The sequence below is a fragment of the Enterobacter sp. BWH52 genome, from assembly GCF_001037565.1.
In the GTDB taxonomy this organism is placed as follows: Bacteria; Pseudomonadota; Gammaproteobacteria; order Enterobacterales; family Enterobacteriaceae; genus Enterobacter; species Enterobacter hormaechei_C.
Map to the genome: position 1 here is coordinate 412,579 of NZ_KQ089854.1, position 24,764 is coordinate 437,342.

21 protein-coding genes are annotated in these 24,764 nt (G+C 56.3%); 12 read left to right on the top strand and 9 right to left on the bottom strand.

Annotation, left to right across the window (positions count from 1 at the left end):
* Window positions 1–54 precede the first annotated feature (54 nt).
* The 3 genes from SK47_RS02015 to SK47_RS02025 all read right to left on the bottom strand — a co-directional run bounded on the left by SK47_RS02015 (window position 55) and on the right by SK47_RS02025 (window position 2,850).
* The gene (locus SK47_RS02015) at window positions 55–1,020 is read right to left on the bottom strand and encodes a DMT family transporter (protein ID WP_022650265.1); all 966 of its coding nucleotides are present in this window, start codon (window positions 1,018–1,020) and stop codon (window positions 55–57) included.
* A 75-nt stretch (window positions 1,021–1,095) separates the two neighbouring features.
* A complete protein-coding gene (locus tag SK47_RS02020) occupies window positions 1,096–1,920 on the bottom strand; it encodes an AraC family transcriptional regulator (RefSeq protein ID WP_023315272.1) in 825 nt (274 codons plus the stop codon).
* Between the two features lie 81 nt (window positions 1,921–2,001).
* Window positions 2,002–2,850 carry an SDR family oxidoreductase gene (locus SK47_RS02025; protein WP_022650267.1) on the bottom strand — a complete coding sequence of 283 codons (849 nt, stop codon included), beginning with the start codon at window positions 2,848–2,850 and terminating at the stop codon, window positions 2,002–2,004.
* A gap of 84 nt (window positions 2,851–2,934) precedes the next feature.
* On the opposite strand from SK47_RS02025, the gene SK47_RS02030 reads away from it, so the two are divergent.
* Window positions 2,935–3,321 (top strand): winged helix-turn-helix transcriptional regulator, encoded by a 387-nt coding sequence (locus SK47_RS02030; RefSeq protein WP_048243398.1) that lies wholly within the window; start codon window positions 2,935–2,937, stop codon window positions 3,319–3,321.
* 93 nt (window positions 3,322–3,414) lie between these two features.
* Here the strand turns inward: SK47_RS02030 and SK47_RS02035 are convergent, their stop codons facing one another.
* Window positions 3,415–5,358 carry a bifunctional 2',3'-cyclic-nucleotide 2'-phosphodiesterase/3'-nucleotidase gene (locus SK47_RS02035; protein ID WP_048243404.1) on the bottom strand — a complete coding sequence of 648 codons (1,944 nt, stop codon included), beginning with the start codon at window positions 5,356–5,358 and terminating at the stop codon, window positions 3,415–3,417.
* 190 nt (window positions 5,359–5,548) lie between these two features.
* Between SK47_RS02035 and cysQ the strand changes: the two genes are divergently transcribed.
* On the top strand, window positions 5,549–6,289 hold the full coding sequence (gene cysQ, locus SK47_RS02040) for a 3'(2'),5'-bisphosphate nucleotidase CysQ (protein ID WP_003856050.1): 741 nt from the start codon (window positions 5,549–5,551) through the stop codon (window positions 6,287–6,289).
* On the opposite strand, the gene SK47_RS02045 is transcribed toward cysQ, so the two are convergent.
* A complete protein-coding gene (locus tag SK47_RS02045) occupies window positions 6,283–6,840 on the bottom strand; it encodes a YtfJ family protein (RefSeq protein WP_048243406.1) in 558 nt (185 codons plus the stop codon). The two genes, cysQ and SK47_RS02045, sit on opposite strands and share 7 nt — an antisense overlap.
* A gap of 324 nt (window positions 6,841–7,164) precedes the next feature.
* On the opposite strand from SK47_RS02045, the gene SK47_RS02050 reads away from it, so the two are divergent.
* Window positions 7,165–7,371, top strand: coding sequence for a DUF1107 domain-containing protein (locus SK47_RS02050; protein ID WP_003856054.1), 207 nt, complete (start codon window positions 7,165–7,167; stop codon window positions 7,369–7,371).
* Between the two features lie 335 nt (window positions 7,372–7,706).
* A complete protein-coding gene (locus tag SK47_RS02055; protein ID WP_048209732.1) occupies window positions 7,707–8,114 on the top strand; it encodes a hypothetical protein in 408 nt (135 codons plus the stop codon).
* An 83-nt stretch (window positions 8,115–8,197) separates the two neighbouring features.
* Here the strand turns inward: SK47_RS02055 and SK47_RS02060 are convergent, their stop codons facing one another.
* Window positions 8,198–9,535 carry a polyamine export protein PaeA gene (locus tag SK47_RS02060; protein ID WP_022650272.1) on the bottom strand — a complete coding sequence of 446 codons (1,338 nt, stop codon included), beginning with the start codon at window positions 9,533–9,535 and terminating at the stop codon, window positions 8,198–8,200.
* A 211-nt stretch (window positions 9,536–9,746) separates the two neighbouring features.
* Window positions 9,747–10,388 (bottom strand): peptide-methionine (S)-S-oxide reductase MsrA, encoded by a 642-nt coding sequence (gene msrA, locus SK47_RS02065; protein ID WP_003856057.1) that lies wholly within the window; start codon window positions 10,386–10,388, stop codon window positions 9,747–9,749.
* A 224-nt stretch (window positions 10,389–10,612) separates the two neighbouring features.
* Here msrA and tamA point away from each other — a divergent pair, with 224 nt between their 5' ends.
* Genes tamA through SK47_RS02080 form a run of 3 tightly spaced genes read left to right on the top strand, consistent with a single transcriptional unit; the run spans window position 10,613 to window position 16,466 of the window.
* Entirely contained in the window at window positions 10,613–12,346 is a 1,734-nt protein-coding gene (gene tamA, locus SK47_RS02070; RefSeq protein ID WP_023315276.1) for an autotransporter assembly complex protein TamA, read from the top strand.
* On the top strand, window positions 12,343–16,119 hold the full coding sequence (gene tamB / locus SK47_RS02075) for an autotransporter assembly complex protein TamB (RefSeq protein ID WP_045350664.1): 3,777 nt from the start codon (window positions 12,343–12,345) through the stop codon (window positions 16,117–16,119). Before tamA ends, tamB begins: the two co-directional genes overlap by 4 nt.
* A 2-nt stretch (window positions 16,120–16,121) precedes the next feature.
* The gene (locus SK47_RS02080; protein WP_017383925.1) at window positions 16,122–16,466 is read left to right on the top strand and encodes a gamma-glutamylcyclotransferase family protein; all 345 of its coding nucleotides are present in this window, start codon (window positions 16,122–16,124) and stop codon (window positions 16,464–16,466) included.
* A gap of 117 nt (window positions 16,467–16,583) precedes the next feature.
* Here SK47_RS02080 and ppa read toward each other — a convergent pair whose 3' ends face one another.
* On the bottom strand, window positions 16,584–17,114 hold the full coding sequence (gene ppa, locus SK47_RS02085; RefSeq protein WP_006810347.1) for an inorganic diphosphatase: 531 nt from the start codon (window positions 17,112–17,114) through the stop codon (window positions 16,584–16,586).
* Window positions 17,115–17,423: 309 nt separating this feature from the next.
* On the opposite strand from ppa, the gene ytfQ reads away from it, so the two are divergent.
* From ytfQ to SK47_RS02110, 5 genes are all read left to right on the top strand, one after another.
* The gene (gene ytfQ, locus SK47_RS02090) at window positions 17,424–18,380 is read left to right on the top strand and encodes a galactofuranose ABC transporter substrate-binding protein YtfQ (protein ID WP_017383924.1); all 957 of its coding nucleotides are present in this window, start codon (window positions 17,424–17,426) and stop codon (window positions 18,378–18,380) included.
* 132 nt (window positions 18,381–18,512) lie between these two features.
* A complete protein-coding gene (gene ytfR / locus SK47_RS02095) occupies window positions 18,513–20,015 on the top strand; it encodes a galactofuranose ABC transporter, ATP-binding protein YtfR (protein ID WP_048243408.1) in 1,503 nt (500 codons plus the stop codon).
* 10 nt (window positions 20,016–20,025) lie between these two features.
* Window positions 20,026–21,051 carry a galactofuranose ABC transporter, ATP-binding protein YtfT gene (gene ytfT / locus SK47_RS02100; RefSeq protein ID WP_161353898.1) on the top strand — a complete coding sequence of 342 codons (1,026 nt, stop codon included), beginning with the start codon at window positions 20,026–20,028 and terminating at the stop codon, window positions 21,049–21,051.
* Complete coding sequence (gene yjfF, locus SK47_RS02105) at window positions 21,038–22,039, top strand: galactofuranose ABC transporter, permease protein YjfF (RefSeq protein WP_017383921.1); 1,002 nt, start codon at window positions 21,038–21,040, stop codon at window positions 22,037–22,039. The genes ytfT and yjfF overlap by 14 nt, the downstream gene beginning before the upstream one ends.
* A 93-nt stretch (window positions 22,040–22,132) precedes the next feature.
* Window positions 22,133–23,701: a methyl-accepting chemotaxis protein gene (locus tag SK47_RS02110; RefSeq protein WP_023315279.1), complete on the top strand. Its 1,569-nt coding sequence runs from the start codon at window positions 22,133–22,135 to the stop codon at window positions 23,699–23,701.
* Window positions 23,702–23,741: 40 nt separating this feature from the next.
* Here the strand turns inward: SK47_RS02110 and fbp are convergent, their stop codons facing one another.
* The gene (gene fbp, locus SK47_RS02115; RefSeq protein WP_003856070.1) at window positions 23,742–24,740 is read right to left on the bottom strand and encodes a class 1 fructose-bisphosphatase; all 999 of its coding nucleotides are present in this window, start codon (window positions 24,738–24,740) and stop codon (window positions 23,742–23,744) included.
* Window positions 24,741–24,764 lie beyond the last annotated feature (24 nt).

Genomic DNA, 24,764 nt, shown 5'->3' on the forward strand with positions numbered 1-24,764 from the left:
ACCCGGCCTACGGTTTTGTAGGCCCTGCAAGCGAAGCGCCGCCGGGCGAAAAGCTCACCCCTCCGACGCCGGAACGACCATCGGTTTTTCCGGCTTCGCTCTCACCGCAATCACCACCCCAACGACCAGTAGCGCGATCCCGCAGGCCGTTAGCAACGGCGGCACGCTCTGGCGCATCAGGAAGGTATAGAGCAGCCCGGCCAGTGTCTCAAAGACAATCAGCGGCCCCAGTATCACCGTCGGCAGCTTCTGGCTGGCAATGTTCCAGCACAGCGCGCCCACCCACGAACAGAGCACGGCAATGGCGACCATTAACCCGACGAATACCCACGGGCGCGGTCCGAAGGGCAGGGTAAATGCCGGTTGCTGGCTACCCAGCCAGACACACGCGCCCACATAGCCCAGCAACGAGACAGGGAGGGTGACCAGCGCCTGCGCCGTGGCCCACATCATCGGATGCTTATCCGGGTTTTCCCGCAGCCAGCGTGCGTTGCGCAGGGCATACCAGGCCCAACAGACAACCGAAATAAACGCCAGAAAGATCCCTGAACCGTAACGCCACACGCTGAAATTTTCCAGACCATGGCGAAGCTCGGCAATATTCACGCACACCAGCCCCACGGCAATGCAGACCAGCGCCGGCGCCATTTTTGACCACGCCAGTTTGCCGTCACGCTGGCTGTAAAGCAGGTTCGCGAAAACCGGGATGACCACCGGCAGCGTGCCGATAATCATGGTCGACACCGGCGCACCGGTGCGCTGAATGGCGCTCGCCAGACAGACGTAGTAGATCAGATTACCCATCATGGTCAGCGCCAGCGCGGTGAGCCAGTCCTGGCGGCCCAGCTGACGCAGACGCGTGCGCCCCAGCCACGCCAGCGGCACGGCAATCAGCCCCAGCGCCAGGTAACGTCCGGTCGACTGCAATATTGCCGGGTACTCCGGCACAATCAGCGGGCCGACAAAAATCAGCCCCCACATCAAACCCGCAAGCAGGGCATACAACACGCCGCTAATCATTTTTCCATCCATCTTGATTCACTTTGCGCTCAGTGTAGGAGGGCAAAACGGGCGCGTATTGTATGAGGTTGCGCATTAGCGCGGCATAACCTGTTTCTGGTAGCGCACGGGCGTGATGCCGTAGCGACGGGTGAAGGCGCGGGTCAGGTGCGACTGATCGGTCAGCCCGGTCGCGGCGGCCACCTCGGCGGCAGGCATGCCATGGGTGAGGAATGCTTTGGCGCGCCACAGCCGGATGGCCATCAGCATCTGGTGGGGCGTAACGTGGAAATGGGCTTTGAACTGGCGCTGAAAATGGTACGGGCTGAGCGAGACAACGTTAGCCAGCTCGTCCAGGGTCAGCGAGCGCATATAGTTGTCGTGCAGGTAGTCGCGAACGCGTTCGAAGCGGTGCGTGGCCTCCTGCACCACCGGCGCATGGTGGGCCAGCGGCTGAAAAGTCTGAATCAAATCCAGTAGCAGCCCCTTCTGCGCCAGCGGATCGTCCGTGTGCCACAGGCCATAAATCAACTGGCCTATCTGTTGCGAGCGCAGCGGATCGTGACGCGTGACGTCGCTAAACCACCAGTGACGCAGGCCAGTGACCTCTTCCAGCAGGTCGGGTTCGATGTAGACCATCCGGTAGCGCCAGCCGCCTTCAGTGGCGGATTCCCCGGTGTGGATCTCGTCCGGGTTCATGGTCACGACGGATTTTTCCGCGGCAAGATGCTGGGTACCGCGATAGCGGAAGCGTTCGGCACCGGTTTCGATGGTGCCGATACCGAAGGCTTCATGAGTGTGCGGCTCGAAGGCGTAGTCAGAGATATGGGCGTGATAAAGCTCCAGGCCCGGCAGCTGCGCCAGATGGCGAAAGCGCGCGCTGTCTCTCTCATCAGTGAACTGTTCCGGTACGCCTTGCACAGTGAGCCTCCTTGTGGGTCATCGCTTCATTATCAGAGATGACCCGAGGGGACGCCACAAAAAATAACCAATTTTTAACAACTACAGGATGGCTTTGACGCTTTCCGCCAGCGGTGTGGTTGGGCGGCCAATGAGCTTGCTCAGGGTATGGCTGTCGTCGAACAGGCCGCCTTTGGACGCGCCGGTGTCGGAGTCCGCCAGCATTTCCGCCAGCCCGGCAGGCAGACCAACGCCCTTCAGCGCAGCGGCGAAATCGGCTTCGCTGAGGTTCTGATACGTTACCGGCTTACCGCTCTGCTTGCTCAGTTCCGCAGCCAGTTCGCTCAGCGTCCAGGCATTATCACCCGCCAGTTCATACACCTTGCCGGCATGACCCTCTTCAGAAATCACTTTCGCTGCCGCCGCCGCGTAATCCGCACGGGTCGCAGAGGCAATTTTGCCTTCGCCTGCGGCCCCCATAAATACGCCGTGTTCCAGCGCTGGCGGCGCGCTTGCCAGGTAGTTTTCGGTGTACCAGCCGTTGCGCAGCAGGGCGTAAGGCACGCCGGAGGCCGCCAGGGCATTTTCGGTTTCGACGTGCTCAACGTGCAGACCCAGCGGGGATTTGTCAGCATGCAGCAGGCTGGTATAGGCGATGAATTTCACCCCGGCGGCTTTGGCGGCGTTTATCACGTTCTGGTGCTGTACGGCGCGCTGGCCCACTTCGCTGGAGGAGATGAGCAGTAGTTTATCCACGCCGTTCAGCGCGGTGGTAAATGCGGCTTCATCGGTGTAATCCGCCTGACGCACAACGACCCCTTGCTGACGCAACGCTTCGGCTTTCGCCAGGTTACGCACAATAGCCACGATCTGGCTGGCCGGAACGGTTTTCAGCAGTTCTTCAATAACGTGTTGGCCAAGCTGGCCGGTTGCGCCGGTAATCGCGATCATGATGAATCTCCTTCGTGTTTGTCTGGTGTTGTGGCACACTATCACCATAACTAACTTTTAGTAAGTACATACAAAAAGGTAAGTATGAAAACAACAATACCAACGCTCAGCGAGCAAATGCACGATGGCAACCTCTTTGCGGAACAGTGCCCGTCACGGGAGGTGCTCAAACACGTAACCAGCCGCTGGGGCGTGCTGATCCTGGTGGCGTTACGTCAGGGGACGCATCGCTTCAGCGATCTGCGCCGCAAGATGGGCGGCGTCAGCGAGAAGATGCTGGCTCAGTCTTTACAGGCGCTGGAACATGACGGGTTTGTCGATCGCGTGTCGTATCCGGTCGTGCCGCCGCATGTGGAGTATAGCCTGACGCCGCTGGGGCGGGAGGTAAGCGAGAAGGTGGCCGCGCTGGCCGACTGGATTGAGGTCAATACGCCGCAGGTGATGGCGAATAGGGACGAGCGTGCGGCATGAAATGCCGGGTGGCGCTTGCGCTTACCCGGCCTACGGGATCGAGGATTGCGGGTAGGCCGGGTAAGGCGAAGCCGCCACCCGGCACAATCATCGCTACCTGCTCAAATCCACCTGATAAATCGCGAACCCAATATCATCCGTCGCGACCTTTTGCATCGGATACTGCGCCTTATCCTTGATAAACGCGGCTGCTTTATCGGACGGAGATGTCTCAAAGCGAATATCCAGCTTAGTGTCGCTGTGGATCGGTGCCAGACGCCAGTTGTTATCCACCGCCGGATGAATTTCACCCGCCTTTTTCGACTCCGCGCTGATCCACGCCGCCAGCACCGAACGGTTCTCATCCGGTGAGGCAAAGGCGATATGGCTGTCACCCGTACCGGCAAACTTGCCGCCATAGGCGCGGTAGTTGTTGGTCACCACCAGGAAAGTGGCATTAGGATCAATCGCTTTGCCGTTGAAGGTCAGGTTTTTGATGCGTTCTGCCTGCGGATTAATGGCCTGACATTCGCCGTCATATTTCGCGGGCTGGGTAACGTCAATCTGATAATCCACGCCGTCGATCACGTCGAAGTTATAGGTGCGGAAACCGTCCCAGTTAATCAGCGACTGCGGTTTGCTGCTGTGCGGATCGATCTGGTTGAACTGTCCGGCAGAGCACTCCAGCCACTCCTTCACCTCTTTCCCGGTGGCTTTCACCACCACGAGTGTGTTGGGATAGAGGTAGAGATCGGCGGCATTACGGAAGGTCAGCTGGCCTTTTTCCACCTCAACGTAACTGGCCGGATCGTTCTTACGTCCGCCCACTTTGAATGGCGCCGCGGCAGACAGTACCGGCAGATTTGCCAGATCCGGATCGCCCTGAATATAGTGCTCCGCATAGGCTTTCTGCGCCATGTTGACTACCTGCACGGTCGGATCATCCTGTACCAGCGCGAGGAAGCTGTACATGTTATCAGCCGATTTACCGATCGGCTTGCTGACAAATTCACGCGTCGCGTCGTGGTCATGCTTCAGGACGTCGACCAGCTTTTTATCTCCCCCTGCCAGAGATTTTTTGGCCGCTGCGTCGTAGATCGGACGCGCTTCCGCTTTCGACTGCGTGACTTTCCAGCTTCCGCTGTCGTTATTCAGCACCAGATCCACCACGCCAAGGTGGTCACCCCACATGCCCGGCATCACCGATGGCACACCGTTGAGCGTCCCTTTTTCGATGTCCGCGCCTTTGATATCAGCGAAATCTTTGCCCGGGAAGACGGCATGGGCGTGACCAAACAGGATCGCATCCACGCCCGGCACCTGGCTGAGATAGTACACGGAGTTCTCAGCCATCACCTGATACGGGTCGGCCGAGAGGCCGGAGTGGGCCACGACGACCACCACATCCGCCCCTTTCGCCCGCATCTCCGGCACGTATTTGCGCGCGGTTTCGGTAATGTCGTTGACGGTTACTTTCCCGTCGAGGTTGGCTTTATCCCACGTCATGATCTGCGGCGGTACAAAACCGATATAGCCGATTTTCAGCGTCTGTTTTTTACCGTCCTGGTCGACAACCTCGGTCTCTTTAATCAGATAAGGGGTGAAGAGCGGCTTCTTCGTCTTAACGTCGATGATATTGGCGTTAACGTACGGGAATTTTGCCCCTGCCAGCGCGTCGTGCAGGTATTTCAGGCCGTAGTTAAATTCGTGGTTGCCCAGGTTGCCAACCGCATAATCCAGGGTGTTCATCGCTTTATAGACAGGGTGGATCTCGCCTTTTTTCAGCCCCTTCGCCGCCATGTAGTCTCCGAGCGGGCTGCCCTGAATTAAGTCCCCGTTATCGACCAGCACGCTGTTTTTCACTTCACCGCGGGCGGCGTTGATCAAACTTGCCGTGCGTACCAGTCCGAATTTTTCCGTAGGGGTATCTTTGTAGTAATCGAAGTCCATCATATTGCTGTGCAGATCGGTGGTTTCCAGAATACGGAGATCCACCGTCGCTGCCTGAACGCTTGCCGCAATCAGCGTTGCCAGGAGCGTTGCGCTAAACTTAATCATCTGAGGAGTCCTTTTTTCGATCCAAGCAACAAAAGAATATGTATGTAGTATTTGTTGCTTACAGAAGTGTGAATGCTGCCAGAAAAAAGGGCGCTGAAACCAGAATTGCTTCACAGATAGCGGAATTGTTCACATTACGATATAACTAAAACAATAAGTTATGCCCACTGCGTTAACGAAGAGGTGGAGAATGTTAGATAAAATTTGTCAGCTCGCACGGGATGCGGGTGATGCCATTATGCAGGTGTACGACGGTGCGAAACCGATGGATGTTGTCAGCAAAGCGGATGACTCCCCGGTGACGGCGGCGGATATCGCGGCGCATGCAGTGATCCTGAAAGGTTTGCAGGCCCTGACGCCGGATATTCCGGTCCTTTCTGAAGAAGCGCCCCAGAGCTGGGATGAACGTCAGCACTGGCAGCGTTACTGGCTTGTCGACCCGCTGGACGGCACGAAAGAGTTTATCAAGCGTAACGGTGAATTCACCGTCAACATCGCTCTGATTGAAAACGGGAAAGCGGTACTGGGCGTGGTTTATGCCCCGGTGATGAAGGTGATGTACAGCGCGGCGGAAGGTAAAGCCTGGAAGGAAGAGTGCGGCGTGCGTAAGCAGATCCAGGTGCGTGATGCCCGTCCTCCGCTGGTGGTGATCAGCCGCTCGCACAGTGACAGCGAGCTGGAGGAATATCTGCAACAGCTGGGTGAACACCAGACGACGTCGATTGGCTCGTCGCTGAAGTTCTGTCTGGTGGCGGAAGGGCAGGCGCAGCTGTACCCCCGTTTCGGGCCGACGAACGTCTGGGATACGGCGGCAGGGCATGCGGTGGCGGCGGCCGCTGGCGCGCATGTGCATGACTGGCAGGGTAAGCCACTGGACTACACCCCGCGCGAGTCATTCCTGAATCCGGGCTTCCGGGTGTCACTTTACTGAGTCAGCAGCTTATGCAGCAGGGCAACCACCTGCTGCACCTCATCCTGCGTCAGCGCGCCGTCTTTAACCCACTCTACGCGACCGTTTTTGTCCAGCACGACAATCGCTGAACTCTCCTCTTCCAGCTGCCACGCCTTAAGCGTCACGCCGTTGCTGTCGACAATAAACTGCGACCAGGGATAGAGCTTCTTATTGCTCTCAAGGCTTGAGCGCACAAACATCCCGGAGCCGGGAATGGCGTCGTCGGTGTTCACGATGGTGGTGGTCTGGTAGCGATCGTGCGGGAGTTTTGCGGCCTTGATCGCCTCCACGAGGGTAGCGTTTTTCTCTTTAGCGGATGTACGTCCGGCAATATGTTGTACAACTCTCACTTTGCCCGCAAGCTGCGCGCTATTCCAGGCTTTATAGCTAAACTTATCATTGTCGAGAATCAATTCTCCCCGGTCAGCAATCCCGACCGGCGGGACACGTTGTCCTTTTTCAATGTTGTGTGCGGAAGCCATCAGCGGCAGCAACAGGCAAGCTGCTGCCAGGAGGTTACGTAGGGTCATGGTGTTTCCTTATTGTTAGCAGGTGATCCGACCACTTGGTCATGCGCTTTTAATCATAAGTGCGATCAATAGGCTTTTCCCGCAATCCCGATGCCAGTTTGCGGGCGAACGCACATATCTATGCAAAAACGACGGCATATACTGCGCTGTATCACGCTTTGCAAAGATTATTCTGAATAATTGTAATCAAACGGTAAATAAACTTATGCACACTGGGTAAGTACGAGGTTCTGGTCTATAGTCATTGGGCATCAAAATTTGCGCTCAGGACAGTCGGGCCGATTGTGGCACCGCAAGAGCGTATGATTCGCAGGAGATACAAGAATGAAAATTTTCCAACGCTACAACCCGCTTCAGGTGGCGAAGTACGTGAAGATCCTGTTCCGTGGGCGGTTGTACATCAAGGATGTTGGCGCTTTTGAGTTCGATAAGGGCAAAATCCTTATCCCGAAAGTGAAGGACAAACAGCACTTGTCTGTGATGTCCGAAGTCAACCGTCAGGTTATGCGTCTGCAAACTGAGATGGCTTAACCAACGTGCTATGCAGTAGTTGTTAAAAAGACGGCTCCCAATGGGAGCCGTTGATGTTTGTAGGGCCAGTCCAGAGACATACCCTGAAGCAGATAGTTTTGACTTGGCGTTATTTGTATTAACGGGCATAACCATGAATTGATGAAGTTTTTCTTAAAATCTTTTTCAGTGCTAAAAATTGATATAAAACATTAAAAACTTGGATCACTATTGGACTTATTATCCATGGCATAAACAATACCCCTATACTTTTTATAAGCGAGTTGTAAAAAGGTCAGCTTTAACTGTTGGCTGAGAAGGGAAGCCGTTACGCATGGAAAATAAATGGAATAATTATGCATCGAGATCTGGTTTTTAAAAATAAGAATATATTTGTGTTATTTATGTTAGCTACCATAGGATATGGGATTTGGCGCATGCTTGGTGACTTTTTTTACCTTGAACAGACTATAGTTTATCGGCATGCCGTAGCTGATAAGTCTATGTTGTATATCACGGAAAGCAGCGCGGGTGCGACGACTTCTTTCGTATATAAATATTATCTTTACACGGCACAAAAGACCGATGAAGTTTTTTTAGAAGACATTAAAAATGGTTATGAACCTTTCCTTGTCACCACCGATCCTGGCGTGAAAGTTAGCATTGAAGACAGAACGATTTTTCTTAAAGTAAACGGGGATATTTTTAAATTTAATAATATCGTAGGCTCTGCCTTTATTTATCTCAATTCGTCCCCCTTCTAAGGACTTAAAAAATTATTTAAATTACATAAACGGCAGCTTCCGTTTTAAAACAAAAAGGGCAGCTCAACGCTGCCCTTCATAAATTACGCCGACACCTTCTCTTCCGCATCCGGCAGTTTCGGCACCAGCACGGTCGGTTTGCTATCAATACGCGTTACCAGCAGCTGATCGATGCGGTAGTTATCAATATCCACCACTTCAAACTTGAAGCCGGAGAACTTCACTGAGTCGGTACGTTTCGGGATTTTACGCAGCATAAACATCATAAAGCCGCCGATGGTCTCGTAGTTGCCGGACTGCGGGAACTCGTCGATGTCGAGCACGCGCATGACGTCTTCAATCGGCGTACCGCCATCGATGAGCCATGAATTTTCGTCACGCTGAACAATCTGCTCTTCCAGCCCCTGGCCGACCAGGTCGCCCATCAGGGTCGTCATAACGTCGTTGAGGGTGATAATGCCCACCACCAGCGCGTATTCGTTCATGATCACCGCGAAGTCTTCCCCGGCGGTTTTGAAACTTTCCAGCGCTTCGGAGAGCGTCAGGGTGTCCGGCACAATCAGGGTGTTGCGGATCTGCACGCCGCTGTTCAGCGCCAGGCTCTGGTTTGCCAGCACGCGGTTCAGCAGGTCTTTGGAGTCCACATAGCCGATGATATGGTCGATATCTTCGTTACAGACCAGGAACTTGGAATGTGGATGCTGCGCCACTTTGGTCTTCAGGCTCTGCTCGTCTTCATGCAGATCGAACCAGATGATGTTTTCACGGCCGGTCATGGAGGACGGCACGGTACGGGATTCCAGTTCGAAAACGTTCTCAATCAGCTCGTGCTCCTGCTTGCGCAGCACGCCTGCCAGCGCCCCGGCTTCCACCACGGCATAAATATCATCGGAGGTGATGTCGTCTTTACGCACCATCGGCAGCTTGAAGATGCGGAAAATGACGTTCGCCAGGCCGTTAAAGAACCACACCAGCGGACGGAAGACATAAAGGCAGAAGCGCATCGGGTTGATGATACGCAAAGCCACAGCTTCTGGCGCAATCATACCGATGCGTTTCGGGGTCAGGTCCGCGAATAAAATGAACAAGCCGGTCACCAGGGAGAAGGAGAGGATGAAGCTCAACTGCTCGGCCAGCTCTACGGACATGTACTTAACAAAGAGGCCATAAAACGCCGGAGAAAACGCTGCATCACCCACGATACCGCCAAGAATGGCGACCGCGTTCAGGCCAATCTGCACCACGGTAAAGAACATGCCGGGGTTTTCCTGCATTTTCAGAATGCGTGATGCGTTGATGTTGCCCTCGTCGGCAAGCAGCTTCAGTTTGATTTTACGGGAGGCAGCCAGCGAGATCTCCGATATCGAGAAAAATGCACTGACGGCAATAAGACAAAGTATTACTAAAATACTGTTTAACATAGTTTATCCGGCTTCTCGCCAGATCCTCAGAAGGGGAGTTGATACCATTCGTGTGAAGACACATTGAAGTCAGCTCGTAGCGTTGAGCCGATTATTTCAGCGGTAGTATAGCGTAAAGACGTGTAAACCTGCCAGAGGTCACGTTTTCGGCAAAAAGTGGCCGGAGGGAAAGGCTGCGCGCCACGCGGTTTGCGTGGCGCTGAAGCCGTAATCAGTCCTGTTGTGGAGGCAGACAGACGCCGATGCCGCCAATGCCGCAGTAGCCGTACGGATTTTTATGCAGGTACTGCTGGTGGTCGTCTTCGGCATAGTAGAACGGTTTCGCGGTAGCGATTTCCGTCGTGACCTGACGTTTATCACCGGCCGCCTGCATCGCTTCCTGGAAACGCGTCAGGCTGGCGTGGGCCGCGGCCTCCTGCTCTGGGGTGAGCGGGTAGATGGCCGAACGGTATTGGGTGCCGTGATCGTTACCCTGACGCATGCCCTGCGCCGGGTCATGGTTTTCCCAGAACACCTGGAGCAGCTGTTCATAGCTAATGACGCTCGGGTCATACACCACACGCACCGCTTCAGCATGACCGGTCTCACCGGAACAGACTTCGCGGTAGGTTGGGTTAGGCGTATATCCTCCGGTGTAGCCCGCAGCGGTGCTGTACACGCCCGGCAGTTGCCAGAACAGGCGTTCTACGCCCCAGAAGCAGCCCATGGCAAACAGGGCGATCTCCATTCCATCAGGAACGTTTGTCATTGAATGGTTGTTTACGGCGTGTAATGTCGCCACTGGCATAGGGGTGTTGCGCCCCGGTAACGCATCGGCTTGTGATACCAGATGCTTTTTATCAAATAAACTCACGGTGGGGCCTCCGGGGTAGCGTTGTTTCGGTTAAGGTTGTCACGAAGCGTTTAATTGAACACAATAAATGCGATGAATGAGTCTAGATTTAATCATAAGAAATATTTGGGTGTTACACCCTTTTTCAACCCGTAATTTGGGTTTTTGGCTTTCAGGCCGTATTTTGCCGCGGAGCGGCACTGCATTTGCTTCCAGGGTGGAAACAGGGATATTCAGGAGAAAACGTGACAAAGATCCGCCAGTTATGTTTAGTCAGCTTACTGCTGACCAGCGGGATTGCCAGCGCGGCGAATGTCCGTTTGCAGGTTGAGGGGTTATCCGGGGCGCTGGAAAAAAACGTGCGTGCGCAGCTTTCTACTATCCAGAGCGATGAGGTCACGCCGGATCGGCGTTTTCGCGCGCGCGTGGATGACGCCATTCGCGAAGGCTTAAAGGCGTTGGGGTACTACGAACCCACCATCGATTTCGATTTACGCCCGCCGCCGGCAAAAGGACGTCAGGTGTTGATTGCCCGCGTCTCGCCGGGCGAACCCGTCCTGATTGGCGGCACGAACGTGGTGCTGCGCGGCGGCGCGCGCACGGATCGTGACTACCTGGATCTGCTCAGCACCCGTCCGAAAGTGGGCACTGTGCTCAATCACGGGGATTACGATCGTTTTAAAAAATCATTAACCAGCGTTTCGCTGCGCAAAGGCTACTTCGACAGCCAGTTCAACAAAAGCCAGCTAGGCGTTGCGCTTGAGCGACGTCAGGCATTCTGGGATATCGATTACGACAGCGGCGAGCGCTACCGGTTTGGCGATGTGACCTTCGAAGGATCGCAAATCCGTGATGAGTATCTGCAAAACCTGGTGCCGTTTAAAAAGGGCGACTACTACCAGTCCAGCGATCTGGGCGAGCTGAACCGTCGTTTGTCCGCGACGGGCTGGTTTAACTCCGTGGTGGTAGCACCGGAATTTGAAAAATCCCGTAAAACGAAAGTGTTACCGCTGCATGGCGTGGTCTCTCCGCGCACCGAAAACACCATTGAGACCGGTGTCGGCTACTCCACGGACGTCGGCCCGCGCGTGAAAGCCTCGTGGAAAAAACCGTGGATGAACTCCTACGGCCACAGCCTGACCACCAGCGTGAGCCTGTCTGCGCCTGAACAGCAGCTGGACTTCAGCTATAAAATGCCGCTGCTGAAAAATCCGCTTGAGCAATACTACCTCGTGCAGGGCGGCTTTAAGCGTACCGATTTGAACGATACCGAGCAGGACTCGACGACGCTTGCGGTATCACGCTTCTGGGATCTCTCCAGCGGCTGGCAGCGCGCCATTAACCTGCGCTGGAGCCTCGACCACTTTACCCAGGCAAACGTTACCAACACCACCATGCTGCTTTATCCGGGCGTGATGATCAGCCGTACCCGCTCGCGCGGTGGCCTGATGCCGACCTGGGGCGACTCTCAGCGCTACTCCATCGATTACTCCAACACTGCGTGGGGCTCCGACGTAGACTTCTCCGTCTTTCAGGCGCAAAACGTCTGGATCCGCACGCTGTACGACAAACACCGCTTTGTGATGCGCGGTAATCTCGGCTGGATCGAAACCGGTGATTTCGAACGCGTCCCGCCGGATCTGCGCTTCTTCGCCGGGGGCGACCGCAGCATTCGCGGGTATAAGTACAAATCGATCTCACCTGAAAACGACAAAGGCCAGTTGACCGGGGCGTCAAAACTGGCGACCGGCTCGCTGGAGTACCAGTACAACGTCAGCGGCAAGTGGTGGGGGGCGATGTTCGTTGACGGCGGTGAAGCGGTGAACGATATCCGCCGCAGCGATTTCAAAACCGGCGCGGGCGTAGGCGTGCGCTGGCAGTCACCGGTCGGGCCAATCAAGCTCGATTTCGCCGTTCCGGTGGGCGACAAAGACGAACACGGTTTACAGTTTTACATCGGTCTGGGGCCTGAATTATGAGTTTATGGAAGAAGATAAGCCTCGGGGTGCTGATTTTTATCGTATTACTGCTCGGTACGGTGGCGTTTCTGGTGGGCACCACCACGGGCCTGCATCTGCTGTTTAACGCCGCGAACCGCTGGGTGCCGGGGCTGGAAATCGGCCAGGTGACGGGCGGCTGGCGCGATCTGCGCCTGAAAAATATCCGTTACGAACAGCCCGGCGTGGCGGTGAACGCGGGCGAGTTTCATCTGGCGGTCAAGCTCGGCTGCCTGCGTGACAGCCAGCTGTGCGTAAACGATCTGTCGCTAAAAGACGTTAACGTGGCGATAGATTCCAAAAAAATGCCGAAGTCTGAGCCTGTCGAAGAAGAGGACAGCGGCCCGCTGAATCTCTCCACGCCGTACCCGATTGCGCTCTACCGGGTTGCGCTGGATAACGTCAATATCAAAATCGACGATACGACGGTATCCGTGATGGATTTCACCTCCGGTCTGCGCTGGCAGGAGAAAAACCTCACCCTGACCCCAACCTCCCTGCAAGGGCTGCTGATTGCGCTGCCGAAGGTGGCCGACGTGGCGCAGGAAGAGATCGTCGAGCCGAAGATCCAGAACCCGCAGCCGGAAGAAAAACCGCTGGGCGAAACGCTGAAAGATCTCTTCTCGAAACCGGTTCTGCCGGAGATGACCGACGTGCATCTGCCGCTGAACCTCAATATCGAAGAGTTTAAGGGCGAGCAGCTGCGTCTGACGGGTGATACCGATCTGACAGTCTTCAACATGCTGCTTAAAGTCAGCAGCATCGACGGCAACATGAAGCTCGACGCGCTGGATATCGACTCCAGTCAGGGCTCGGTGAACGCCTCAGGCAACGCGCAGCTGCGCGACAACTGGCCGGTTGATATTACGCTGAACAGCGCCCTGAACATCGATCCGCTGAAGGGCGAAAAGGTGAAGGTGAAGGTCGGCGGCGCGCTGCGTGAGAAGCTGGAGTTCGGCGTGAACCTTTCCGGACCGGTGGATATGGTGCTGCGCGGGCAAACCCAGCTGGCAGAGGCCGGTTTACCGCTCAACCTTGAGGTTGTCAGCAAGCAGCTTTACTGGCCGTTCACCGGCGAAAAACAGTTCCAGGCTGACGATCTGAAGCTGAAGCTGAGTGGCAAAATGACCGACTACACGCTGTCGTTCCGCACGGCAGTGAAGGGGCAGGGGGTACCGCCCGCCGATATCACCCTGGATGCGAAGGGTAACGAGTTGCAGGTTAACCTCGACAAGCTGACCGTGGCGGCGCTGGAAGGAAAAACAGAGCTGACCGCGCTGCTCGACTGGCAGCAGGCGATCAGCTGGCGCGGCGAGCTGAAGCTGACCGGGATCAACACCGCTAAAGAGGTCCCGGACTGGCCGTCAAAACTAGATGGCCTGATCAAAACCCGCGGTAGCCTGTACGGTGGCACCTGGCAGATGGACGTGCCGGAACTCAAGCTCACCGGCAACGTGAAGCAGAACAAAGTCAACGTAGAGGGCTCGCTTAAGGGCAACAGCTATCTCCAGTGGGTGATCCCGGGCCTGCACGTGGCGCTGGGCCGCAACACGGCAGATATCAAAGGCGAGCTGGGGGTGAAAGATCTCGATCTGGATGCCACCATCGACGCGCCAAATCTCGATAACGCCCTGCCGGGTCTTGGCGGCACGGCGAAGGGGTTAGTGAAGGTTCGCGGTACGGTGGAGGCACCGCAGCTGCTGGCGGACATCACCGCTAATAACCTGCGCTGGCAGGAACTTTCCATTGCCCGCGTGCGCGTCGAAGGGGACGTGAAATCCACCGATCAGATCGGCGGAAACCTGGACCTGCGCGTGGAGCGTATCTCCCAGCCGGACGTGAACATCAGTCTGGTCACGCTGGCGGCAAAAGGTAACGAAAAGCAGCACGATCTCCAGCTGCGCGTGCAGGGCGAGCCGGTCTCCGGGCAGCTGCACCTGACGGGCAGTTTTGATCGCCAGGCAACGCGCTGGAAGGGCGTACTGGATAACACCCGCTTCAGCACGCCGGTCGGCCCGCTGATGCTGTCCCGATCCATCGCGCTGGACTACCGCAATGCGGAGCAAAAGTTAAGCATTGGGCCACACTGCTGGACCAACCCGAATGCTGAGCTGTGCGTGCCGCAGACCATTGATGCGGGCGCGGAAGGACGCGCGCAGATCAACCTCAACCGTTTCGACCTGGCGATGCTGAAACCGTTTATGCCGGAAACCACCCAGGCCAGCGGGGTCTTCAGCGGTAAAGCGGACGTCGCGTGGGACACCACCAAAGAGGGGCTGCCGCAGGGCAGCGTTACGCTCTCCGGGCGTAACGTGAAGGTGACGCAGGAGGTCAATGACGCGCCGCTGCCGGTAGCGTTCGACACCCTGAATGTGAACGCTGACCTGCGTAACAATCGTGCTGAACTGGGATGGCTGATCCGCCTGACCAACAACGGTCAGTTTGACGGACAGGTGCAAATTACCGATCCGCAAGGGCGGCGCAATCTCGGCGGCAACGTCAATATTCGCAACTTCAACCTGGCGATGGTGAATCCGATCTTCTCGCGGGGAGAAAAGGCGGCGGGGATGCTCAGCGCCAACCTGCGTCTGGCGGGGGATGCGCAAAGCCCGCAGCTGTTTGGCCAGATGCGGTTAAACGGCGTGGACATTGACGGTAACTTTATGCCGTTCGATATGCAGCCAAGCCAGCTGACGATGAACTTTAACGGCCAAAGCTCAACCCTCAGTGGCTCAGTGCTGACGCAGCAGGGACAAATCAACCTGAGCGGTGACGCAGACTGGAGCCAGCTCGACAACTGGCGCGCCCGTATTGCGGCCAAGGGCAGCAGGGTGCGTATCACGGTACCGCCGATGGTGCGCCTGGACGTGTCGCCAGACGTGGTCTTTGAGGCAACGCCGAGTCTCTTCACCCTGGACGGCCGTGTTGACGTACCGTGGGCGCGCATCGTGGTTCACGAAGTGCCGGAAAGCGCGGTTGGCGTCTCCAGTGATGAAGTTATGCTCAATGAAAATCTGAAACCTGTTGAACAGAAGAGCGCGGGCATACCGATCAATAGTAATCTTATCGTGCACGTGGGGAATAACGTGCGTTTGGACGCGTTTGGGCTGAAGGCGAGACTCACGGGTGACCTGAAAGTGGCGCAGGATCAACAGGGGCTTGGCCTCAATGGACAAATCAATATTCCTGAAGGGCGCTTCCATGCCTACGGTCAGGATTTGATTGTGCGTAAAGGCGAGCTGCTGTTCTCCGGTCCACCGGATCAGCCGGTACTCAATATCGAAGCGATACGTAACCCGGAAGCCACCGAAGATGATGTGATTGCGGGCGTGCGCGTGACGGGCTCCGCCGATGAACCTAAGGCAGAGATCTTCTCTGACCCGGCCATGTCGCAACAGGAAGCGCTCTCTTACCTGCTGCGCGGCCAGGGTCTGGATAGCCAACAGGGCGATGGTGCGGCAATGACATCAATGTTAGTCGGTCTGGGGGTTGCACAAAGTGGTCAGGTTGTGGGTAAAATCGGCGAGACGTTTGGCGTAAGCAATCTGGCGCTGGACACTCAGGGCGTGGGTGACTCTTCGCAGGTAGTGGTCAGCGGCTATGTACTGCCGGGTCTACAGGTAAAATATGGCGTGGGGATCTTTGACTCACTGGCTACACTCACGTTACGTTATCGCCTGATGCCTAAGCTATATCTGGAAGCAGTGTCCGGCGTAGACCAGGCACTTGATCTGCTCTATCAGTTTGAGTTTTAGCAATGCGAATATTTGTTTACGGCAGTTTACGAACCAGGCAAGGCAACAGCCACTGGATGACCAACGCCCAGTTGCTGGGAAATTACACAATCGAAAACTACCAGTTGTACAGTCTGGGCCACTATCCAGGCGCAGTTCCGGGGAACGGAACGGTACAGGGTGAGGTTTATCGTATTGATAATGCCACGCTGGCCGAACTTGATGCCTTGCGCACCAGGGGCGGTGAATACGCTCGCCAGTTGATCCAGACACCTTACGGCAGTGCATGGATGTACGTGTACCAACGTTCGGTCGACGGGTTAACGCTGATTGAAAGCGGTAACTGGTTAGACAGAGACCAGTTCTGAAAAACGACAACGCCACCGTAAGGTGGCGTTGTTTTTTTGCGCCCATTCGCACGGGTTACCGGGATCGAAAGGCACAAATAAGCCCCGACGCGCGGGGCTTAGTATCAGCAGTAAGAATTACTTCTTAGCAGCACGCTCGAAAGAGGCGATGATTTCTGCTTTCGCCGCTTCTGCGTTATCCCAGCCTTCAACTTTAACCCATTTGCCTTTTTCGAGATCTTTGTAGTGCTCGAAGAAGTGGGCGATCTGCGCTTTCAGCAGCTCTGGCAGGTCGTTCACATCTTTAATGTGATCGTACTCTTTGCTCAGCTTGGTGTGCGGTACGGCAACCAGTTTCGCATCTTCACCCGCTTCGTCAGTCATTTTCAGCACGCCAACAGGACGGCAGCGAATGACGGAGCCTGGCTGCAATGGGTACGGCGTCGGGACCAGTACGTCAACCGGGTCACCGTCCAGAGACAGAGTGTGGTTGATGTAGCCGTAGTTGCACGGATAGAACATGGCGGTAGACATGAAACGGTCAACGAACAGCGCACCGGTGTCTTTGTCGATTTCGTATTTGATTGGATCTGCGTTGGCCGGGATTTCGATCACAACGTAGATGTCTTCTGGCAGTTCTTTACCCGCAGGGACGTTGAGTAAGCTCATGTCGGTGTCCTTTAAAATGGATGGTAAACAAGTGGCAGGTATTATAGCCAACTGGCGCTGAAAGTCTCCGCCTGTTTTCGACTTCTCTCCCTCGCGCCTTCACTTTTCAGACCGTTTCCATGACAGGATAATCCATAAACTCAGCCGCATTTTAAATGTTGAAATGAAAGCGATTACAAACTTGTGATTAACGTTTTATTCACTTTTCTGAAGTGTGATGTAACGCAATCCGTAACATATTCCATTGGCTATAGTTCATCCGCGGAACATCTTTTAACCAACAATAACCTACCCTACGAGGACGTTCATATGTGGAAGCGCTTACTTCTTGTTACAGCAGTTTCGGCAGCCATGTCGTCTATGGCGATGGCCGCACCTTTAACCGTGGGATTTTCGCAGGTCGGATCTGAATCCGGCTGGCGCGCCGCTGAAACGAATGTGGCGAAAAGTGAGGCCGAAAAGCGCGGTATTACGCTGAAAATCGCCGATGGTCAGCAAAAGCAAGAGAACCAGATTAAAGCGGTGCGCTCGTTTATCGCTCAGGGCGTGGATGCCATCTTTATTGCCCCGGTTGTCGCTACGGGCTGGGAGCCGGTGCTGAAGGAAGCCAAAGATGCTGAAATTCCGGTCTTCCTGCTCGACCGTTCCATCGACGTAAAAGACAAATCTCTCTATATGACCACCGTCACCGCCGATAACGTGCTGGAAGGCAAACTGATTGGTGACTGGCTGGTGAAGCAGGTGGATGGCAAGCCGTGTAACGTGGTTGAGTTGCAGGGCACCGTCGGAGCGAGCGTGGCTATCGACCGTAAGAAAGGTTTCGCGGAGGCCATCGCCAAAGCACCAAACATCAAAATCATCCGTTCTCAGTCCGGCGACTTCACCCGCAGCAAGGGTAAAGAGGTCATGGAAAGCTTCATCAAGGCAGAAAATAACGGCAAAAATATTTGCATGGTTTACGCCCACAACGACGACATGGTGATCGGCGCCATCCAGGCCATCAAAGAAGCGGGCCTGAAGCCGGGCAAAGATATCCTCACCGGCTCGATCGACGGCGTACCGGACATCTACAAAGCAATGATTGACGGCGAAGCGAACGCCAGCGTGGAGCTGACGCCAAATATGGCGGGCCCGGCATTCGATGCGCTGGAGAAATTCAAGAAAGACGGCACCCAGCCTGAGAAGTTGACCATCACCAAATCCACGCTCTACCTGCCGGACACGGCGAAAGAAGAGTTAGAGAAGAAGAAAAATATGGGCTACTAAGCCCTCGCCCCCTCACCCTAGCCCTCTTCCCGGAGGGGAGAGGGAAAAGGGCGGGTTGGGCAGAAAATTAAAGATGGGCACGACATAGTCCCCTCTCCCCTCCGGGGAGAGGGTCAGGGTGAGGGGGATACCATGACCACCGAACAACACCAGGAAATCCTTCGCACAGAGGGCCTGAGTAAATTTTTCCCTGGCGTTAAGGCGCTGGATAACGTTGATTTCAGCCTGCGGCGGGGGGAGATCATGGCGTTGCTCGGCGAAAACGGGGCGGGGAAGTCGACGCTGATTAAAACCCTGACCGGGGTCTATCACGCCGATCGCGGCGCTATCTGGCTGGAAGGTAACGCCATTTCGCCCAAAAACACCGCACATGCCCAGCAACTGGGGATCGGCACGGTCTACCAGGAAGTAAACCTGCTGCCAAACATGTCGGTAGCGGATAACCTGTTTATTGGCCGCGAGCCCAGACGTTTTGGCCTGCTGCGCCGCAAAGAGATGGAAGCGCGCGCCGCGAAGCTGATGGAATCGTATGGCTTCTCTCTCGACGTGCGCGAACAGCTGAACCGTTTCTCCGTGGCGATGCAGCAGATCGTGGCGATCTGTCGCGCTATCGATCTCTCGGCGAAAGTGCTGATCCTCGATGAACCCACCGCCAGCCTCGATACCCAGGAAGTGGAGATGCTTTTTACCCTGATGCGCCAGCTGCGTAATCAGGGCGTTAGCCTGATTTTCGTGACGCATTTCCTCGATCAGGTTTACGAGGTGAGCGACCGTATAACGGTGCTGCGCAACGGCAGCTTTGTCGGCTGCCGGGAAACCCGCGAGCTGCCGCAGATAGAGCTGGTCAAAATGATGCTGGGCCGCGAGCTGGAGACCAACGCGCTTCAGCGCGCGGGCCGTACGCTGCTGAGCGAAAAACCGATCGCCGCGTTTCACGATTACGGCAGAAAAGGGACCATCGCGCCGTTTAACCTCGAGGTACGCCCCGGTGAAATTGTGGGACTGGCGGGTCTGTTAGGCTCCGGGCGCACCGAAACCGCCGAAGTCATCTTCGGGATCAAACCTGCCGACAGCGGAACGGCGCTGATCAAAGGCAAACCACAAACGCTACGTTCACCGCATCAGGCGTCGTGCCTCGGCGTGGGCTTCTGCCCGGAGGACAGGAAAACGGACGGTATTATTGCCGCCGCCTCGGTGCGGGAAAACATCATTCTGGCGCTACAGGCCCAGCGCGGCTGGCTGCGTCCGATCCCTAAGCGCGAGCAGAACGCGATTGCCGAGCGCTTCATCCGCCAGCTCGGTATACGTACCCCGAGCGCGGAACAGCCCATCGAGTTCCTCTCGGGCGGTAATCAGCAGAAGGTGTTGCTCTCGCGCTGGCTGCTCACCAAGCCGCAATTCCTGATCCTCGACGAGCCCACGCGCGGTATCGACGTGGGCGCGCACGCCGAAATCATCCGGCTTATCGAAACGCTCTGCGCCGACGGTCTGGCGCTGCTGGTGATCTCGTCTGAGCTGGAGGAGCTGGTCGGCTATGCCGATCGCGTCATCATCATGCGCGATCGCAGGCAGGTGGCAGAGATCCCGCTGGATAAACTGTCGGTTCCGGCGATCATGAATGCCATCGCGGCGTAAGGAGTCAAATGTGATGTCCCGTTCTCTTTCGCAAACTGGCGAAGCGAAGCGCCGCTTCAGCTGGCCGACCGGCACGCCGCAAATCGTGGCGCTGCTGCTGGTGCTGCTGGTGGATAGCCTGGTGGCTCCGCATTTTTTCCAGATCGTCGTGCAGGATGGCCGCCTGTTTGGTAGCCCGATCGACATCTTAAACCGTGCCGCGCCCGTGGCGCTGCTGGCGATTGGTATGACGCTGGTCATTGCCACCGGCGGGATCGACCTCTCCGTCGGTGCGGTAATGGCGATTGCGGGCGCCACCGCCGCCTCGATGACCGTCGCCGGGCACAGCCTGCCGGTGGTTCTGCTGGCCGCGCTGGGCTCCGGCGTGCTAGCCGGGCTGTGGAACGGCATTCTGGTCGCGGTGCTCAAGATCCAGCCGTTTGTCGCGACGTTGATTTTGATGGTGGCCGGGCGCGGTGTGGCGCAGCTTATTACCTCCGGTCAAATCGTCACCTTTAACTCCCCGAGCCTGGCGTGGATCGGCAGCGGTAATTTTCTGTTCTTCCCGACGCCGGTGATCGTCGCGCTGGTGACGCTGGTGGTGTTCTGGCTTTTCACCCGCAAAACGGCGCTCGGGATGTTCATCGAAGCGGTGGGGATTAACATTCGGGCCGCGAAAAACGCCGGGGTAAATACGCGGCTGATGGTGATGCTGACTTACGTGCTGAGCGGCGTCTGTGCTGCGATTGCCGGGGTGATCGTGGCCGCCGATATTCGCGGAGCTGATGCCAATAACGCCGGACTCTGGCTCGAGCTGGATGCAATCCTTGCGGTGGTTATCGGCGGTGGATCGCTGATGGGCGGACGTTTTAATCTGCTGCTCTCGGTAGTGGGGGCGTTGATTATTCAGGGTATGAATACCGGTATTTTGCTCTCCGGGTTCCAGCCGGAGCTGAATCAGGTCGTCAAAGCGGTCGTGGTGCTTATCGTGCTTATCGTGCAGTCGCCGCGCTTTATCACTCTCATTAAGAGGTTCCGCGGTCATGATAAAACGTAATTTGCCGTTAATGATCACGCTGGGCGTGTTCGTGCTGGGATACCTTTACTGCCTGACCCAGTTCCCGGGCTTCGCCTCCACGCGGGTGATTTGCAACATCCTGACCGACAATGCCTTTTTAGGCATTATCGCCGTCGGCATGACGTTTGTGATCCTCTCCGGCGGGATCGATCTCTCCGTTGGGTCGGTGATCGCCTTTACTGGCGTGTTCCTTGCCAAGGCGATTGGCTTTTGGGGCATTTCGCCGCTGCTGGCTTTTCCGCTGGTGCTGGTCATGGGCTGCGCGTTCGGCGCCTTTATGGGGCTTTTGATCGATGCGCTGAAAATCCCGGCCTTTATTATCACCCTCGCCGGGATGTTCTTCCTGCGCGGCGTGAGCTATCTGGTGTCGGAGGAGTCAATTCCCATTAACCACCCGATCTACGACACGCTCTCCAGCCTGGCGTGGAAAATCCCCGGCGGGGGGCGCCTGAGCGCAATGGGGCTGCTGATGCTGGGCGTGGTGGTGATCGGGATCTTCCTCGCCCACCGTACCCGGTTTGGTAACCAGGTTTATGCCATTGGCGGCAGCGCCACGTCCGCGAACCTGATGGGAATTTCCACGCGCAGCACGACTATCCGCATCTACATGCTTTCGACCGGGCTGGCCACCCTCGCGGGGATTGTATTCTCAGTTTATACCCAGGCAGGCTATGCCCTGGCGGGGGTGGGCGTTGAGCTGGACGCCATTGCCTCGGTGGTGATTGGCGGTACGCTGCTCAGCGGCGGAGTGGGGACAGTCCTCGGCACGCTGTTTGGCGTGGCGATCCAGGGGCTGATTCAGACCTATATCAACTTCGACGGCACGCTCAGCTCCTGGTGGACCAAAATCGCCATCGGCATTCTGCTGTTTATTTTTATCGCGCTCCAGCGCGGCCTGACGGTGCTGTGGGAGAACCGCCAGAGCTCGCCTGTTACCCGGGTGAATACATCTTTAACAGAGCGATAACATGCTGAAATTGCTTAAACTCTAAACATTTTCCGGTAGCGGCCGATACTCTTTTTTTATGCCCAGAAATATCTCGCTACCGGAAATAACATCATGCTTAAAACGCTATCGATTCGTACCGGCTTGCTCTCTTTACTGGCCGTTATGACCCTTCTGCTGCTGATTGTCAGCGGCATCGGCATTTATGCCCTTACACAAAGTTCCGCTTCTCTCCAGCGCATCAATCATCTTCAGGGTGAACAGATGGTGCAGCTGAATGCCGGCTATACGCTGATCCTGCGCGCGCGTAACGAAGCGGGGCAGGCCGTCCGCATGATGGAGGTCGGCCTGCTGGACGATGCGGCCAGGGCGGTCAAAACCATTAACCAGGAAGTGGCGCTGGCACAGAAAACGCTGAAGGACGTGATCGGCAGCGGCGTGGCGGATGAGCAGGGGCAAAAGCTGCTGGATAACGTCGCCGCGAGCCTGGCGGTGTACAACCAGCAGGGTATCAGCCCGATGCTGAAAGCCCTGAACGAGCAAAGCGCGGACAGCTATTACGATCTGCTGGAAAACAAGCTGGTCCCGGTGGCGAAGCAGTTTGATAACGATATGCAGGCGTTCCAGGCATGGAGCGAGGCGCGCGGCAAAGCGGAGGTGAGCGCCGTGCAGGCGAGTAAAACCCGCGTGCTGATCCTGATTATCGTCGCGGCGCTGCTGACGGCTGGCATTATCGTGCTGGCCTGGCTGGTTCTGCGCCATATGCTGCTCGAGCCGCTTTCAGCCTCGATTGCCCAGCTGGAACATGTGGCGGCCGGGGATTTAACCCATACCCTGAACGCGCCGGCGAGCCAGGAATTTAATCGCCTTAACGCGGCGATCGAAGGGATGCGCCAGTCGCTGATGGACTCCGTTCTGCGGGTGCGTGACGCCAGCTCGCAGATTGATACCGGCAGCCGCGAGCTGACGGCCGGGAATATGAACCTGGCTCAGCGCACGGAATCCACCGCCACCTCGCTGGAGCAGACGGCCGCCAGCATGGAAGAGATCACCGCCACGGTGAAACTTAACGCCGATAACGCCGAGCAGGCGCACCAACTGGCGAAGTCGGTCTCCGATACCGCCGATCACGGCAGCGAAATGGTCTGCTATGTCATTGAGAAGATGCGCGACATCTCCGGCAGCTCGGCACGCATCGCCGATATCCTGAGCGTCATCGACGGCATTGCCTTCCAGACCAATATTCTGGCGCTGAACGCCTCCGTTGAAGCGGCGCGTGCGGGTGAGCAGGGGCGAGGTTTTGCGGTCGTGGCGGGTGAGGTGCGTAATCTCGCCAGCCGCAGTGCTGATGCGGCGAAAGAGATCCGCTCGCTTATCAGCGATTCGCAAACCCACGTGAACGAGGGCAGCGAGCTGGCGCAGCAGGCCGGTGAGACGATGGACGAGATCGCCACCGAAGTACTGCGTATGACCAAACTGATGCGTGAAATTGCGACGGCCTCTCAGGAGCAAAGCCGCGGTATTGAGCAGGTGAATATCGCTGTCAATCAGATGGATGAAACGGCGCAGCAAAATGCGGCGCTGGTCCAGCAATCATCTGCGGCAACACGTTCCCTGGAGGAGCAGTCTCGCGAGCTGATGGAAGCGATGGCCTCCTTCAAATTGACGACGCAAACGGCATGACGAAAAAAAGGGGAGCCTGACGGGCTCCCCTTTTCGTGCGTTACGCGTCCGGGAATTCGCGGATCATGCGTTCAACGTCATCCACCATATGGCGGTTGCCGACGAAGAAGGAACGGCGCTGGTGCAGGCTTTCTGGCACGATATCCAGAATACGCTCTTTACCGTCGCTCGCCTTGCCGCCTGCCTGTTCGGCCAGGAATGCCATTGGGTTGCACTCGTACAGCAGACGCAGTTTTCCGTCCGGGTGGCTGGCGGTGCTTGGGTAGAGGTAAATACCGCCCTTCAGCAGGTTACGGTGGAAATCCGCCACCAGCGAGCCGATATAGCGTGAGGTGTACGGGCGCTGGGTGGCTTTATCCTCTTCCTGGCAGAATTTGATGTACTTCTTCACGCCGTTCGGGAATTTGATGTAGTTGCCTTCGTTGATGGAGTAGGTGTTGCCCTTCTCCGGGAAGCGCATACGCTCCTGGCACAGGCAGAACACGCCCAGGGACGGATCGTAGGTAAAGGCGTGTACGCCGCAGCCGGTGGTGTACACCAGCATGGTGGACGAGCCATACACCACATAACCGGCAGCAACCTGTTTACTGCCCGGTTGCAGGAAGTCTTCTTCCGTCACCGGCGTGCCAACCGGCGTGACGCGACGGTAGATGGAGAAAATGGTACCGACAGAAACGTTAACGTCGATGTTGGAGGAGCCGTCCAGCGGATCCATCAGAACAACGTATTTCGCGTGTTCACACCCTTCGAATACGACGATCTCATCTTCTTCTTCAGAGGCGATACCCGCAACGATGTCGCGCGCGCGCAGTGCTGCTTTCAGTTTTTCATTGGCGAACAGGTCGAGTTTCTGCTGAACCTCACCCTGAACGTTCTCGGCACCGCTGGCACCCAGGATATCGACCAGACCGGCCTTGTTGATATCGCGGTGGATGATCTTAGCGCCCAGCTTTATTGCCGACAGCAAAGCAGTGAGCTCACCCGTAGCATGAGAGAACTCGTGCTGCTTCTCGACAATAAATTCACCTAACGTTTTCATAACACTTTCCCTGCATCTTATGTT